The sequence below is a fragment of the Sphingopyxis sp. J-6 genome, assembly GCF_046603995.1.
In the GTDB taxonomy this organism is placed as follows: domain Bacteria; phylum Pseudomonadota; class Alphaproteobacteria; order Sphingomonadales; family Sphingomonadaceae; genus Sphingopyxis.
Genome location: NZ_CP145810.1, coordinates 1,121,739 through 1,137,120 on the forward strand (window position 1 = coordinate 1,121,739; position 15,382 = coordinate 1,137,120).

Annotated in this window: 13 protein-coding genes; 12 read left to right on the top strand and 1 reads right to left on the bottom strand. The window is 66.1% G+C overall.

Translation table 11 applies throughout. From position 1 onward, the window contains the following. Window positions 1-19 precede the first annotated feature (19 nt). Entirely contained in the window at window positions 20-2,152 is a 2,133-nt protein-coding gene (locus V6U71_RS05455; protein ID WP_411341291.1) for a TonB-dependent receptor, read from the bottom strand. A gap of 196 nt (window positions 2,153-2,348) precedes the next feature. Here V6U71_RS05455 and V6U71_RS05460 point away from each other — a divergent pair, with 196 nt between their 5' ends. The 12 genes from V6U71_RS05460 (at window position 2,349) to V6U71_RS05515 (ending at window position 15,381) form a co-directional block, all read left to right on the top strand. Further along, complete coding sequence (locus V6U71_RS05460) at window positions 2,349-3,335, top strand: cysteine synthase A (RefSeq protein WP_411341292.1); 987 nt, start codon at window positions 2,349-2,351, stop codon at window positions 3,333-3,335. Beyond that, the gene (locus V6U71_RS05465; protein ID WP_411341293.1) at window positions 3,332-3,715 is read left to right on the top strand and encodes a hypothetical protein; all 384 of its coding nucleotides are present in this window, start codon (window positions 3,332-3,334) and stop codon (window positions 3,713-3,715) included. Before V6U71_RS05460 ends, V6U71_RS05465 begins: the two co-directional genes overlap by 4 nt. Next, window positions 3,712-4,881: a Gldg family protein gene (locus tag V6U71_RS05470; RefSeq protein ID WP_411341294.1), complete on the top strand. Its 1,170-nt coding sequence runs from the start codon at window positions 3,712-3,714 to the stop codon at window positions 4,879-4,881. Before V6U71_RS05465 ends, V6U71_RS05470 begins: the two co-directional genes overlap by 4 nt. Window positions 4,882-5,152: 271 nt before the next feature. Next, entirely contained in the window at window positions 5,153-5,659 is a 507-nt protein-coding gene (locus V6U71_RS05475; RefSeq protein ID WP_234715552.1) for a division/cell wall cluster transcriptional repressor MraZ, read from the top strand. Further along, window positions 5,656-6,660 carry a 16S rRNA (cytosine(1402)-N(4))-methyltransferase RsmH gene (gene rsmH, locus V6U71_RS05480; protein WP_411341295.1) on the top strand — a complete coding sequence of 335 codons (1,005 nt, stop codon included), beginning with the start codon at window positions 5,656-5,658 and terminating at the stop codon, window positions 6,658-6,660. Before V6U71_RS05475 ends, rsmH begins: the two co-directional genes overlap by 4 nt. Further along, window positions 6,654-7,262, top strand: a complete 609-nt coding sequence (locus V6U71_RS05485; RefSeq protein ID WP_411341296.1) for a hypothetical protein — start codon at window positions 6,654-6,656, stop codon at window positions 7,260-7,262. The genes rsmH and V6U71_RS05485 overlap by 7 nt, the downstream gene beginning before the upstream one ends. Before the next feature lie 6 nt (window positions 7,263-7,268). Then, window positions 7,269-8,963: a peptidoglycan D,D-transpeptidase FtsI family protein gene (locus tag V6U71_RS05490; RefSeq protein ID WP_411341297.1), complete on the top strand. Its 1,695-nt coding sequence runs from the start codon at window positions 7,269-7,271 to the stop codon at window positions 8,961-8,963. Continuing rightward, window positions 8,963-10,402, top strand: coding sequence for a UDP-N-acetylmuramoyl-L-alanyl-D-glutamate--2,6-diaminopimelate ligase (locus tag V6U71_RS05495; protein ID WP_411341298.1), 1,440 nt, complete (start codon window positions 8,963-8,965; stop codon window positions 10,400-10,402). The genes V6U71_RS05490 and V6U71_RS05495 overlap by 1 nt, the downstream gene beginning before the upstream one ends. Then, window positions 10,399-11,775: a UDP-N-acetylmuramoyl-tripeptide--D-alanyl-D-alanine ligase gene (locus V6U71_RS05500; protein WP_411341299.1), complete on the top strand. Its 1,377-nt coding sequence runs from the start codon at window positions 10,399-10,401 to the stop codon at window positions 11,773-11,775. Before V6U71_RS05495 ends, V6U71_RS05500 begins: the two co-directional genes overlap by 4 nt. Continuing rightward, window positions 11,775-12,845 carry a phospho-N-acetylmuramoyl-pentapeptide-transferase gene (gene mraY / locus V6U71_RS05505; protein WP_411341300.1) on the top strand — a complete coding sequence of 357 codons (1,071 nt, stop codon included), beginning with the start codon at window positions 11,775-11,777 and terminating at the stop codon, window positions 12,843-12,845. Before V6U71_RS05500 ends, mraY begins: the two co-directional genes overlap by 1 nt. Further along, the gene (gene murD / locus V6U71_RS05510) at window positions 12,842-14,146 is read left to right on the top strand and encodes a UDP-N-acetylmuramoyl-L-alanine--D-glutamate ligase (protein WP_411341301.1); all 1,305 of its coding nucleotides are present in this window, start codon (window positions 12,842-12,844) and stop codon (window positions 14,144-14,146) included. The genes mraY and murD overlap by 4 nt, the downstream gene beginning before the upstream one ends. Then, a complete protein-coding gene (locus V6U71_RS05515) occupies window positions 14,143-15,381 on the top strand; it encodes an FtsW/RodA/SpoVE family cell cycle protein (protein WP_411341302.1) in 1,239 nt (412 codons plus the stop codon). Before murD ends, V6U71_RS05515 begins: the two co-directional genes overlap by 4 nt. The last annotated feature ends 1 nt before the right edge of the window (window position 15,382 follow it).

Sequence of the window (15,382 nt, forward strand, 5' to 3'; positions counted from 1 at the left end):
ACTCAGGGTCGGGGAGGGGTCAGAAGCTCGCCCGCGCGGTGAGGCGGAAATCGCGGCCGGACAGCGGCACATAATCCTTGGTGAAGCTCGCGTGGCGGCGCGCTTCGACGTCGAAGATATTGTTCGCCGACAGGCTCAATGTCAGGTTCTTCGTGTCGGGAAGCGGGCGCCAGCTCAGCGACGCGTTGACGAGCGTGAAGCCGTCGGTCGGCGTTTCGAACTGCGCGGTGCGCGTCTGGTCGTCGGTCCATTCGACCTCGACCCGCGCATCGACCCGTTCGCTCTGCGCTTCGATCCCGCCGAGGATGCGCAGCGGTGGAATGCGCGGCACGTTGCGGTCGAGGCCGGCATTCTTGATCTTCGCGCGGGTCATGTCGGCAGTCACGTCGCCGACGATGTTGAAGCCGCCGATCTGTGCCAGTCGCGCGCTCGCCTCGGCCTCGAAACCATAGACGCGGGCATCGCGCTGGAAATACTGGAACACGGGCAGTTCGTCCTCTTCGGCGCCCGTCGCGGCCGAATAGATGAAATTATCGAACCAGTTCGAATAGCCCGTCAGGCTGAGATTGAACGCGTCGGTCTTGATCTTGAACGAGGCTTCGGCGCCCCAGTTCGCTTCGCGCTTGAGGTTCGGATTGCCGACCTCATAGCTCTGCGTCGCGATGTGCGGACCGTTCGACAGCAGTTCCTCGGCCGACGGCGCGCGCACGGCACGCGACACCGAAATCCCGATCTTCGCGCCGTCGAACACATCGTAGGTTGCGCCGAGCGCGCCCGAGAAGCTGTCGAAATTGCGGTCGAAGCCGACCGTCTGCGCCCGCACGCTGGTCTTTTCGTACCGCGCCGCCGCTTCGAGCCCGAGCGGACCCGCCGTATATTCCTGCAGCGTGAACAGCGCGAACTGGTCGGTCAGGTTGCGCGGCACGAACGCCTCTTCGCCCACCGCGTCGAAATCGCGGTGGCTATACTGCACGCCGCTCGCCCCGCGCCAGCCGCCGCGGTCGCTCTGCGCCAGTTCGACCCGGCCTTCGACACCCTTGTTGGTAAAGATGGTGCCGACTTCTTCGCCCTCGAATTCCGTGTGCTTATAATCGGCAAAGCCGGCGCGGACGCGCAGCTTGTCGAAGAAGCCATCGCCCAGCTCGACCTCGCCGCGCAGGTCGGCGCGCCATTGCTTCATGCCGATCGTGACGGGCCCCTCGCCATGCTCGTGGCCGCCCTCTTCCTCTTCGCCGCCATGGTCATGCTCGGTGTTCGGGCGGTCGGGTACGCCGTAATTGGTGTCGAAATAGCCGATCGAAATGCCGAGCTGGCCGCCGTCGTTGATCAGCGAAATGCCGCCGCCGGCGGTCCAGGTCTCGCTTTGCGTATTGTCGATCTTGCCACGCTTGCCCGCCTGCGCGGTCAGTTCGGCTGCTTCGTCGAGATGGCCTTCCTCGACTTCATGTTCGGCAAGATGGAGCAGGTCGCCACGGATATCCGGAGCATAGACGAAGCCGCCAGTGCGGGCGTCGCCCGTCTTACGCCAGCTTCCGTCGAGATGCGCCACGATCTGCGAACTCAGCGCGACATCGATCGAACTGCCGATGTTACGGTCGTTCGCCGCGGTGGCATAGCCGCCGATCGCATCGACATGGACATGGTCGGCAGGAACTTTCCGGGGGATCCGGCGGTCGAACATATTCACCGCGCCGCCGATTGCCTGGCTGCCGAACAGCAACACCGCGGGGCCGCGGAGGATTTCGATGCGTTCGACGGTCAGCGGATCGATGGTGACCGCATGGTCGGCGGAGGTGTTCGAGGCGTCGATCGAGCCGATGCCGTCGGTCAGTACGCGGACGCGCTCGCCCGAAAAGCCGCGCAGCACGGGGCGCGAGGCGCCGGGGGAAAAGCTGGTCGCCGACACGCCCGGTTGCCGGGTGAGCGTGTCGCCGATCTGCCCGCGGATGTCGCGCGCCAGTTCGTCGCCTTCGAGCACCGAAACATTGCCGAGAATGTCGAGGCTGCGCACATAGGGAGCGGTGACCACGATCGGTTCGCCGGTGTGGACGTCGTCGTTGCTGGCGCCGCGCCGCTCTTGCGCGGTGGCTGGCGAAGCAAGGATCGCAAGGGCGACGGCGAGACTGGAACCGGCGGTGGAAAGCAAACGCATCGGTGAAAAATCCTGTTGCTTGGGAAGAGCTGTCGGGCGGTCCAGTAATGATATACTGTTACAATGACAACCCCTTCGATTGCTCACGACCGGGCGTTCGTCGGCGTCCGTGCTCCGTTGGTCGACAAAGGCGAAGATGAAGCGGGGCAAACGAAGCTGTCTTGCAGCCGCCTTGGCGGCGCCCTAGATCAGGCGCATGACCATTGCGCAAAACAGTCTGGACCTGATCGGCAATACCCCGCTCGTGCTGCTCAAAGGGCCGAGCGAAGCGACCGGCTGCGAAATCTGGGGCAAGTGCGAATATGCCAATCCGGGCGGATCGGTGAAGGATCGCGCGGCGCTCTATATCGTGCGCGATGCGGAAGCGAACGGCAGCCTGCGCCCCGGCGGCACGATTGTCGAGGGGACGGCGGGCAACACCGGCATCGGCCTTGCGCTCGTCGCCAATGCGCTCGGCTACAAGACGATCATCGTCATGCCCGACAACCAGAGCGCCGAGAAAATGGCGACGATCCGCGCGCTCGGTGCCGAACTCGTCCTCGTTCCGCCCGCACCGTTCGCCAACCCCGGCCATTTCGTCCACACCTCGCGCCGCATCGCCGAGGAAACCGACAATGCGATCTGGGCAAACCAGTTCGACAATATCGCCAACCGCAAATCGCATATTTTCGGCACCGCCGAGGAAATCTGGGCGCAGATGGACGGCCGCATCGACGGCTTCACCTGCGCGGCGGGGACCGGCGGCACGATCGCGGGAACAGGGCTGGGGCTGAAAGCAAAGGATGAGAAGATCACCATTGCGCTGACCGACCCGCACGGCGCCGGGCTGTATAATTATTACCAGTGCGGCGAATTGAAGCCCGAGGGAACGAGTGTCGCCGAAGGAATCGGCCAGAACCGCATCACGGCCAATCTCGAAGGCGCGCCGATCGACACCCAGTTCCGCATTTCCGACGCCGAAGGGCTCGCGGTCGTGCGCCAGTTGCTCGACGAGGAAGGGCTGTGCCTTGGCCTGTCGTCGGGGATCAATGTTGCGGGGGCGATGGCGCTCGCTCGGCAACTCGGCCCCGGCAAGCGCATTGCAACCATCCTTTGCGACAGTGGGTTTCGTTACCTGTCCACGCTCTACAACCCCGAATGGCTGGCGAGCAAAGGCTTGGCGGACGGGAAGGCGGCAGCATGAATCAGGGAAAAGTCGACACTGTCTCGGTCATTCCGGTCGCGCCCGTCAACGACTCGATGCGGCGGTTGCAGATCGGCATTGCCGGGGTGCTGACGGTGTTGCTGCTCGTCGGTATGGCGGGGCTGATCGGCGATCGCGCGCGTGAAAATGCGGCGCAGAGCGCGTCGAGCGACCCGACCGTGAAGATGCCGGGCGAGCAGACGAAAAGCGGCGGTAGCGCCCCGCTCGAGGAACTGGGCGTCCAGCCGGTTTCGAAGGATGAAAATGCGCTGACATCGGTCAAGGTGCCGCAGGCGGCACCCTCGGCGCCGGCAGCGACGACGGTTCCCGATCTCGAACCCGATCCCGCACTCGCCCGGGCGCGCCAATCGAAACAATGACGGCACGCACGCGCCGGCCGTTGCTGCGCGCGCTGGCCATCGCGCTGCTGGCACTCATGCTCGCGTGGATCGCGGGCGGCCAATATTGGCTTGGCCGCATCGACCCGGCGCTGGCTATTCCCTTGCTGGCACCGCCCATGCTCTTGCTCGCCTGGTGGCAACGTCGCGAGGCGGCGAGGGTGCGCTGGCGCACCATCCTGACGGCGCTGGCGATTCTATTGGCGGCGCAGGGGCTGCTGTCGCTGTCGCTCGCCGGTTCTGCGGGTTGGGCGCAATTGGCATCGGCACTGCTGGCGGGTGTCGCCGCAGCATGGGCGGCCGATGCCTTCGCGCAGTGGCGCGCGAGGGGAAGGGCGTTGGGGCTATTGGCGGCGCTGGCGTTGATGTTCGGCTGGTTTGCAGCGGGACATGCGCTGCTGTCATTTCTATATCGCCCGTTCGCCGCCGCCCCGGCAGCTCCTCCTGCGACAATGCTTACCGGACTGCCGCTGCGCTGGACCGGCGGCGGCGACATCGCCGCGATGATTGCGGAGGGAGCGCGCGACGATCCCGCGCTGGCACGGCTCGAGGCTTCCGGTCCGGTCAAGCTCGTCGATAGTCTCGTCGATAATGTTCCTCCGCGCGGCAGTACGCTGCTTGTCGCGCATCCGCGCGCGCTGGCGCCGCAGGAACTCGTCGCGATCGATGCCTTTGTCCGCGGAGGCGGCCGGGCGGTGGTGTTGGGGGATGCGCTGTCGGGATGGCCTATGGAGTATCCGCTGGGCGACCCGCGCAACCCGCCGGTGACCAGTCTGCTCACGCCGCTGCTCGATCATTGGGGCGTGACGCTCGGTGCTTCGCCGGTCGGCGAAAAGCAGGCCGTGGCGGTCGACGTCGATGGTGCCCGGCTCCGCCTCTTCAGTGCCGGGCGCTTCGACAGATTGCCACCGGGTTGCCGGGCCTATGGCGGCCGCCGTGTCGCCTTGTGCCGGATCGGCGCCGGCGAGGCGTGGCTCGTCGGCGACGCCGACCTGCTGTTCGCTCCGCTGTGGCAGCCGTTGGTCGCGGGTGCGCCGCACCTTCGCCGTGCGGACACGATGGACTGGCTGGCCGCCCGCCTGTGGGACGGAACGGCCGGTCAGGCCGTGGCGCTGCGTCCCCTGTGGATTCGCTCGAATGACGATTGATCCGGCATTCAGGGTGGCTTTTCCCCGACTGGCCCCGAACCGACCTGCCCGTTGCTCGACCACCGGGCCCCCATTTCGACGATCCGACCCCGATTTTGCGATGAATAGGGGGTAGATTCCCTATTTTGCCCTAAATTACCCCTTTCCACCCCGATCTATAGTTGATAGGCAGGGATCGGAGAGGGGCAATCTCCACCTGAGTCCTATTTTTCGGAATTTCGCGATTCCGGGGCCGGGGAAGTTTTGCCCGGTGGCGCGCAGGACAGGGGGCATGGCGATGGCGGTTGTGACGCCCGGTCAATATGCGGGCACCAACTTCGCCGCGATCGATGGCAAGGGACGCATCGCCGTCCCCTCTCAGTTCCGCAACAATGTGCCCCTCACCGCGGACGGCCAGCGCGTGCTCTGGGTCGGTTTTCACGAAAAGCTGCCCTGCCTCGTCGCTTATGGCCAGGATCAGTACGACCGCCTGAACGGCGAGATCGAACGCGACCGCGAAACCGCCCGCCTGCGCAACCTCGATTTCGACGAGGATGCCGAGTTCAAGAAGCGCTTCAGCTATACCGAGCCCTATACGCTCGACGACAGCGGCCGCTTCCTCCCTAGCTTCATCCACCGCGACCGCGTCGGCGATGCCGGCGCGACGGCTTTTGTGGGCTCGGGCCGCCGGCTCGAAATCTGGTGGCTGCCGACGCTGGCCGAATGTGCCGACGCCGATCCGGTGCTCCAGCGCCTCGCCGCCGCATGGGATGCGGCGAAAGGGAAGGGGCGGAAATGACCGGGCTTCCTTCCGAACTCCCGCGTGATCCGCGCCACGATCCGGTCCTCCGCGAAGAAGTCATCGCCGCGCTCGCCATCGCCCCGGGTGAGCGCCATGTCGATGCGACCTTCGGCGCCGGTGGCTACACGCGCGCGATGCTTGCGGCGGGGGCCGACGTTGTCGCCTGCGACCGCGACCCCGATGCGATTGCCGAAGGGCAGGCGCTCGTCGAAGAAGCGGGCGGCCGGCTGACGCTGGTCCACGGCCGCTTCGGCGAGATCGATCGGCTGCTTGCCGAGCGCGGTATCGATACGGTCGACGGCATCACCTTCGACATCGGCGTGTCGTCGATGCAGCTCGACCAGGGCGAGCGCGGCTTTTCGTTCCAGAAGGACGGTCCGCTCGACATGCGCATGGCGCAGGAGGGCGAAAGCGCCGCCGACTGGCTCAACCGCGCCGACGAAGCCGAGATCGCTGACGTGCTTTACCATTATGGCGACGAGCGCCAGTCGCGCCGCGTTGCGCGCGCAATCGTCGCGGCGCGGCCGCTGAGCCGCACCGGCGAACTCGCGACCGTGATCCGCAAGGCACTGCGCCACCCGCCGGGCGCGCCGAAAGACCCGTCGACGAAAAGCTTTCAGGCGATCCGCATCCATATCAACGGCGAACTCGACGAACTGACGGCGGGGTTGGCCGCCGCCGAGCGCGTGCTGCGGCCCGGCGGCCGGCTGGCCGTCGTCAGCTTTCACAGCACCGAGGACCGCATCGTGAAGAACTTCCTGCGCGAACGGAGCGGAGGCGATGCCGCCGGTTCGCGCCACCGGCCCGCGCCGACCACTGCGGCGCGGGCCGCAACTTTCGAGACCCCGGCGCGCAAGGTGCGGCCGGGCAAGGCCGAGGAAGCGCGCAACCCGCGCGCACGTTCGGCAACATTGCGTAGCGCGGTGCGGAGTGCGGCTCCGGCGTGGCCCGCTCGTTCCATGGGTGAATCGACGGACAAGGAGGCAATCTCATGCTGATGGCGGCTCGCAAGCTCCAGGGTATCGGTCTCGTGCTCCTCGTCCTCATCATCGCGATGATGCTGTATCCCGTGTCGCTGAAGGTCGCGGCGACGCGCAGCGAGCTGGCGAAGATCAACCGCCAGATCGAGCGGACGCGCGACAATATCCGTTACCTTGAATCCGAACTCGCGGTGCGCGCCTCGATGCGCCAGCTCGAACAGTGGAATGCCGACACCTTCGGCTATTCGGCGCCCTCCGCCGACCAGTATCTGTCGAACGAGCGCCAGCTTGCCTCGCTCGACCGTCTGCCGCGCGCGCGCGGCGCCAACGAGGTCGCACCGGTGCTGATGGCGATGGTCAGCCCCGTTGGCACGCCGGCAGTTGGCACACCGGCAAAGGTCGAAACGAAGCCTGAAGCGGTCAAGGCCCCGGCCGCGAAGCCGGTGCAGCTCGCGCAGGCCGATATTCGCGGTGACGACGTACGCAGCGACGCGGCGCCGCGCCTCGCACCGGCGCGCCGCCGCGAACAGCTCAAGATGATCGAGGACCAGCTCCTGGCCGAATCGACGCTTGCGGACCTCAAGCGCGCTGCGGCGCGCGAAGCGATGGGAGGGCAGTAAGCCGCAATGAACACGCTGGTCGTCCGTCCGGCCCGGGTACGTACCGCGGGGGTGCGGCAGCAGATATTGCTGACCGCGCAGCAGCGACTGATGATCCTGATGCTGCTGTTCATGGCGGCATTTTTTCTCGTGTCGATGCGGCTGCTCTATTTCGCGGTTTTCGATACTTCGACCGGCCGCGGATCCGGCTCGGCGGCGTTCGTGCCCGCGCGTGCCGATATCGTCGACCGCAACGGCGTGCCGCTCGCGCGCACCATCGATGGCTATTCGATCCGCGTCGTTCCGGAAAAGCTGCTCAACAACCGGCAATATCTGGCCGATGAACTGGTCAAGATCTTCCCCGACACGCCGCGCGAGGAGTTTCTCGCCAAGCTGAGCGGGCCGCGTCCGACCTATATCCGCCGCCGCGCGCTGCCCGACCAGGTCGCCGCGGTGAACGCGATCGGCGATGTCGGTTTCGACTTTCCGCGCGAAAAGGAACGCCTTTATCCGCAGCTCTCGCTGGCGGCGCATGTGCTCGGCTTCATCAACGCCGAGGGGCATGGTGTCACCGGGGTCGAAGGCGCGTTCGAAGACCGTCTCGTCAACAAGGCGACGCGCGCCGAGCCGATGGCGCTGTCGATCGACGCGCGCGTGCAGGGCGTGCTCGAAAGCGAACTCGGCAATGCGGTGACCAATCTCGAGGCGATCGGCGGCGCGGGTATCATTCTCGACGTGCATTCGGGCGAAGTGCTCGCCATGGCGTCGCTGCCGACGTTCAACCCGAACAAGCTGACCGGCAGCGATCCGACGACGCGGCGCAACGCCGTGACCTATAATCTCTACGAGCTCGGTTCGACCTTCAAGCCGCTGACCATCGGCGCCGCGATCGACAATGGCGTCGTGACCAGCATGGCGAAGCGCTATGACGCAACCAAGCCGCTCGCCATCGCCGGATTCAAGATCCGCGATTCGCACAGCATGGGCCGCTGGCTCAACGTGCCCGAAACGCTGATCCACAGCTCGAACATCGTCACCGCACAGATCGGCGACCAGCTTGGCCGCGAAAAGATGGAGCATCTGTTCCGCGATCTCGAATTCGACGGCCGCCCGCATATCGAACTCAATGAACGCGCCTTTCCGCTCTGGCCCAAGGACTGGGGCCGGGTGACGACGATGACGGCGAGCTATGGCCATGGCATCGCGGTCACGCCGCTGCACCTCGCCAGTGCCTATGCCGCACTCGTCAATGGCGGCATCTGGCGCCCGGCGACGCTGATGAAGCTCGGCGACAAGGCGCCGCCGCAGGGTCGCCGCGTCTTCAAGGCATCGACCAGCGCGCGGATGCGCCAGCTTCTTCGCCTGATCGTCTCCGACGGCACCGGACGCCAGGCCGACGCGCCGGGTTTCCGCGTCGGCGGCAAGACCGGCAGCGCCGAAAAGCCGGGCGTGGGCGGCTATAACCGCACCTCGGTCGTTGCGACCTTTGCGGCGGCCTTCCCGATGGACAATCCGCGTTACGTCGTGCTTGCGATGATCGACGAGCCCAAGGGCAATGCCTTCAGTTCGGGTCAGCGCACCGCAGGCTATACTGCGGCGCCGGTCGTCAAGAAGGTCGTCATGCGCGCAGGGCCGATGCTCGGGGTCTTCCCCGACGAGACGCGCGACGTCGACGTGTCCGAACTGACCCCCTTGCTGTGGAAAAACGGGGAAAAGGAGTAATGCGTCTGGCGGCGCTGCTCGACGATCAACGGCTGGCAGGCGCCGACCCGGTGGTGACCGGGCTTGCCATCGACCATCGCAAGGTCGCGCCGGGAACGGTCTTCGGCGCCTTCGTCGGCGAGAGGTTCAACGGCGAGGATTTCATAGCAGAGGCGATCGCGGCGGGGGCGATTGCGGTCGTCGCGCGGCCCGAGGCGAAGGTCGATGGCGCGGTGCATGTCGCCGATGCCAATCCGCGCCGGGCCTTTGCGCATATCGCCGCGCGCTTCTTCCATCGCTTTCCCGCGACCTGCGTCGCGGTGACGGGTACCAACGGCAAGACCTCGACCGTCGAGATGACGCGCCAGTTGTGGCGCATGGCCGGATTCAACGCCGCATCGATCGGCACGCTCGGTATCACGACGTCGCAGGACAGCGCCTCGACCGGGCTGACGACCCCCGACATCGTGACCTTCCTCGGCAATATGGCGGGCCTCGCGGCCGAGGGTGTGACGCACGCGGCGTTCGAGGCGTCGAGCCATGGCCTCGACCAGTATCGCACCGAGGGATTGAAGGTGAAGGCGGCGGCCTTCACCAACCTCAGTCACGACCATCTCGATTATCATGGCACGATGGACGCCTATCTCGCCGCCAAGCTGCGGCTGTTCGCCGAGGTCGTCGAGGCGGACGGAAGCGCGGTGGTGTGGGCCGACGACCAATATTCGCCGGCGGTAATCGATGCGGTGAAGGCGCGCGGCGTGCGGCTGGTGACCGTCGGAGCAGTGGGCACCGACCTGCGCCTCGTCTCGCGTGAGCCGACGCAACTGGGGCAATCGCTGGTGATTGCGGCGGGGGACGCGACCTGGAAGGTCGATCTACCGCTGATCGGCGCCTATCAGGTCGCCAATGCGCTCGTGTCGGCAGGGCTGGTGATCGCGACGGGCGGCGATGTCGGCCAGACGCTGGCCAACCTCGCGCGTCTCCAGCCGGTGCGCGGGCGTCTCGAACGCGCTGCGATCACGAAAGCCGGCGCGCCCGTGTATATCGACTATGCCCACACGCCGGATGCCATCGAGGCGGCGCTCGACGCGCTGCGCCCGCATGCGGCAGGGCGGCTGATCCTCGTTTTCGGCGCAGGCGGCGACCGCGATCAGGCCAAACGGCCGGAGATGGGGCGGGTTGCCGCCGCCAAGGCCGACCTTGCGATCGTCACCGACGACAATCCGCGCGGCGAGGACGCGGCGCTGATCCGCGCCGCGATTGCCGAGGGCGCCCCCGACGCGCGGAATATCGGCGACCGCCGCGCCGCGATTGCCGCGGCGATTGCCGAGGCGGGCGCCGACGATATCGTCTGCATCGCGGGCAAGGGGCACGAGCAGGGCCAGATTGTCGGTCGCGGCGACGCGATGCGCGTTATCCCGTTCGACGACGTTGCGGTCGCGCGCGAGGAGGCGGCATGAACCCGCTGTGGACCGCGCGCGCCATCGCTTCGGCCACCGGTGGGGGCGCCAGCGCCGATTTCACCGTGCAGGGCGTCGCCTTCGATTCGCGCGAAGTGACCAAGGGCGATCTGTTCATCGCGATGAAGGGCGAGTTCGCCGACGGGCACCAGTTCATCGACAAGGCAATCGCGGCGGGCGCGGCCGGCATCGTCTGCGAAACGGCGATCGACCATCCGCACGTCCGCGTCGCCGATAGCGCCGCCGCACTCGATGCGCTGGGCATTGCGTCGCGCGCGCGCAGCCACGGCCGGATCATCGGCGTTACCGGGTCGGCGGGCAAGACCGGGACGAAGGAAGCGTTGTTCGCCGCGCTCGACCGTTTCCGTCCGGGTAAGGCGCATCGCTCGGTCAAGAGCTACAACAACCATGTCGGCGTGCCGCTCAGCCTCGCGCGCATGCCTTCGACCGCCGATTATGGCGTGTTCGAAATGGGGATGAACCATGCCGGCGAGCTTGCTGCGCTGACGCGGATGGTGCGTCCGCACGTCGCCATCGTTACCACCATCGCCCCCGCGCACATGGAATTTTTCGGCAGCGAGGAAGCGATTGCCGACGCGAAGGGCGAGATTTTCGAGGGGCTCGAGCCCGGCGGCACGGCGATCGTGCCGTTCGACAGCCCGCATTATGCGCGGCTGCGCGCCAAGGCGGAGCGGCACGCGGCGCAAGTCGTGAGCTTCGGCCTCGGCGAAGGCGCCGACGTGCGCGCGGTCGACTGGCTGTCCGACGGGCAGGGCGGTTCGCTGGTGACGGCACAGGTGCAGGACGCATTGCTCTGTTTCACCATCGCGCAGGCGGGCGCGCACTGGGTATCGAACGCGCTTGCGGTGCTTGCCGCGGTGAAGTCGGTCGGCGGCGACCTGCCTGCTGCGGGACTGGCCTTCGCCGAGATGGCGGGGCTCGCCGGACGCGGGGCGCGGCATCGCGTCGCGGTGTCCGGCGGCGATATCCTCGTCATCGACGAAAGCTATAATGCCAACCCGGCTTCGATGGCGGCAACCATAGAACAGTTCGGCAGCGAATCCGCCGGGCGCCGCATCGCGATATTGGGTGCGATGCGCGAACTCGGCGCGGGCAGCGAAGCCTATCATGCGGCGCTCGCCGCTCCGCTCGTCGCGGCTGGTGTGCAGTTTGTCTTGCTCGTCGGCGAAGAGATGGCGCCGCTCGCCAAAGCGCTTGAGGGGCGCATCGATTTCGCGCATGTGGCCGACCACAAAGCCGCCAAGGAGCGGCTGGGCGAATTGATCCGTGCCGGCGACGCCGTGCTGGTCAAGGGGTCGAACAGCGTTGGCCTGTCGCATATCGTGACGGCGCTGACCAACGGGGATTATTGATGTTATACTGGCTGGCGGAATGGCTTGGCTTTCCGGGGGTGCTCAACCTCATTCGCTATCTGAGCTTCCGGTCGGGCGCTGCGGTTGCGACCGCGCTGATCATCGGCCTGTGGATCGGTCCGCGCTTCATCCTGATGCTGCGCATGCGGCAGGGGAAGGGACAGCCGATCCGCGACGACGGCCCGCAAAGCCATCTCGCGAAAAAGGGCACGCCGACGATGGGCGGGCTGATGATCCTGATTTCGCTGATGATCTCCGCGCTCTTGTGGATGGACCTGTCGAATCGCTTCGTCTGGGCGTGCCTGTTCGTGACCGGCGGTTTTGCGATCGTCGGTTTTCTCGACGATTATGACAAGGTGACCAAGTCGAGCCACCGCGGCATTCCGGGGCGCGTCCGCCTGCTGATCGAGTTCGTGATCGCCGGAGTAGCGGTTCTGCTGATCGTCTCGCGTACCGGTACCGACCTGTATCTGCCGTTTTTCAGCGACGCCTATATTCCGCTCGGGCCCTTCTATTACGTCTTTGCGATGGTGCTGATCGTCGGCTTTGGCAATGCGGTGAACCTGACCGACGGGCTCGACGGGCTCGCGACTTTCCCGGTGATCATCGCCAGCCTCGCTTTCCTCGTCATCGTCTATCTGTCGGGCAACGTGAAGTTCGCCGAATATCTGGGCATCCCGCATGTCCCCGGCGCGGGCGAGCTTGCGATCTTCGCGGCGGCGATCATCGGCGCGTGCCTCGCCTTTCTGTGGTTCAATGCACCCCCAGCGGCGGTGTTCATGGGCGACACCGGCAGCCTTGCGCTGGGCGGCGCGCTGGCGACGATTGCGGTGACCGCACAGCATGAACTCGTCCTCGTCATCATCGGCGGGCTGTTCGTGGTCGAGGCGCTGTCGGTGATCATCCAGGTCTTCTGGTACAAGCGCACCGGCAAGCGCGTGTTCCGCATGGCGCCGATCCATCACCATTTCGAACAGCTCGGCTGGCCCGAATCCACCGTCGTCATCCGCTTCTGGATCGTCTCGATCGTCCTCGCGCTCGCAGGGCTCGCGACCTTGAAGCTGCGGTGATCGTCTCGCGCGCCTTTGCCGGCCGCCGCTATGCGGTGCTGGGACTGGCGCGCTCGGGTCTGGCGACCGTCGAGGCGCTCGTCGCCAGCGGCGCGGGCGTTACCGCGTGGGACGACCGCGAGGCCGCGCGCGACGAGGCGATGGCGCTGAACGCCGACATCGGCGACCCGCTGGCGGTCGACCTGATCGGGTTCGCGGGCGTCGTCGTGTCGCCCGGCGTGCCGCTGAACCGTCATCCGATCGTCGCGCACGCGCGCGAGGCGCATGTCCCTGTGATCGGCGATATCGAACTGTTCGCCGAAGCGCGCGCCGACCTGCCGCCGCACAAGGTCGTCGGCATCACCGGCACCAACGGCAAGTCGACGGTCACCGCGCTCGTCACCCATATACTCGAAAGCGCGGGTATCCCCACATTGATGGGCGGTAATATCGGCCTGCCGATCCTCTCGCGCGATCCGCTGCCCGAAGGCGGGGTCTATGTGCTCGAACTGTCGAGCTACCAGATCGACCTGTCACACAGCCTCGTCTGCGACGTCGCGGTGCTGACCAATATCACTCCCGACCATCTCGACCGTTATGATGGTTTCGAGGGATATTCAGCATCGAAGGCGCGGCTGTTCGGGCTGCAGCATCGCGATCAGGTCGCGATCGTCGCGGTCGACGACGGGCCGTCGAAAGCGATCGCCAGCCGTATTAACCATCGTCTCCATCGCGTCTCGGCGAAGGATATCGATCCCGCCGACCAGATGCGCTGGCCCGCGTTGCAGGGGCCGCACAATGCCCAGAATGCGGTGTGCGCGATCGCGGTGTGCCGCGTGCTGGGGTTGAACGACGAACAGATCGAACGCGGCCTCGCGACATACAACGCGCTGCCGCATCGCATGGAATTGGTCGGCGAAGCCGCTGGCGCCCGCTGGTACAACGACAGCAAGGCGACCAATGCGGCTTCCGCTGCACCGGCGCTGGCGGCATTTCCGCCGGCGCCGGACCAGCGCTTGCACTGGATTGCCGGGGGGCAGGCCAAGGGCGACGGGCTGGAGGCCTGTCGTCCCTGGTTCGGGCATGTCAAACGCGCCTATCTGATCGGCGAGGCGATGGAGCCGTTCGCGGCCGAAATCGGCGATGCCATCCCGGTAGACCGGTCGGGCGACCTTGCGACCGCCGTCGCGCATGCCGCCGCGGCGGCTGGGCCCGGCGATATCGTCCTGCTGTCGCCCGCCTGCGCGTCGTTCGACCAGTTCAAGGATTATGAGCAGCGCGGCGATGTTTTTCGTGGGCTGGTGCAGGCGCTTGGGGCATGAGCGGGGGAATGGACAATATGGATGCGACGTCGGAACGGCCGGTCATCGCCACAACCCGCACGGTGAAGCGGCGCGGACCGCGGCTCAGCCGCGCCGACCGCACGCCGCTGGGGCTGTGGTTCTGGGAAATCGACCGCGTGCTGTTGTTGCTGGTGTCGATGCTGATCGCCGTCGGGCTGGTCGCGGTCGCTGCGGCATCGCCGGTCGCGGCACAGAAATTGTCGACCTCCACCGCGTCACTTGATCCACTCTATTATTTCTATCGCCAGTTGATGTGGGTCATGGTCGGTGTCCCCGTGATGCTTGCGGTGTCGATGCTGCCGAAACCGCAGGCGCGACGCTTCGCCATTTATGGCACGATAGCCTTTCTCTTCCTGCTGTTTCTCGTCCCGCTGGTCGGCACATCGGTGAACGGTGCGCAGCGCTGGATCGGCAGCGGGGCGTTCCGCCTGCAGCCATCGGAGTTCCTCAAGCCCTTCTTTGCGGTGTCGCTCGCATGGATATTGTCGCTGCGGCTGCACGACCAGAGCCTGCCTGTTGTCCCGCTCGCGCTCGTGTTGACCGGCGTCATCGCGCTGCTCCTGATGGGCCAGCCCGACCTTGGGCAGACGGTCATCTTCGTCGCGACCTGGCTTGTGCTGGTGATGGTCGCCGGGCTGTCGATGCGCATATTGGCCGGTCTTGCAGGGGCCGGGGTCGTCGGCCTCGTGCTCGCCTATTTCTTCTATCCGGTCGCGCAGCAGCGGATCAACATCTGGCTGTTCGCGGAGGGCGACAGCTTTCAGGTCGACAAGGCGCATGCGACGCTGACCGCCGGCGGACTGATCGGGACGGGTCCCGGCGCGGGCCTCGCCAAGTTCCAGCTTCCCGAGGCGCACACCGACTATATCTTCTCGGTCATCGGCGAGGAGTTCGGGATGATCGCCTGCATCGCGATTGCCGTCCTCTATCTTGCGATCATCGTGCGCGTGCTCGTCCGCCTGCTCGACGAGGAGGACAGCTTCCTCATCCTTGCGGTCGCGGGGCTGATCGCACAGTTCGGCGGGCAGGCGACGATTAACATGGCGGTGAACACCCAGCTCTTTCCGTCGAAAGGCATGACCCTGCCGTTCATCAGCTATGGCGGCTCTTCGTTCCTCGCGCTGTCGATGGGCATGGGTTTGCTCTTGTCGCTGACCCGGCGAAACCCCTATGCGGCGCGGATATCGATGACCCGCAACTGGAACAAAAGATGAG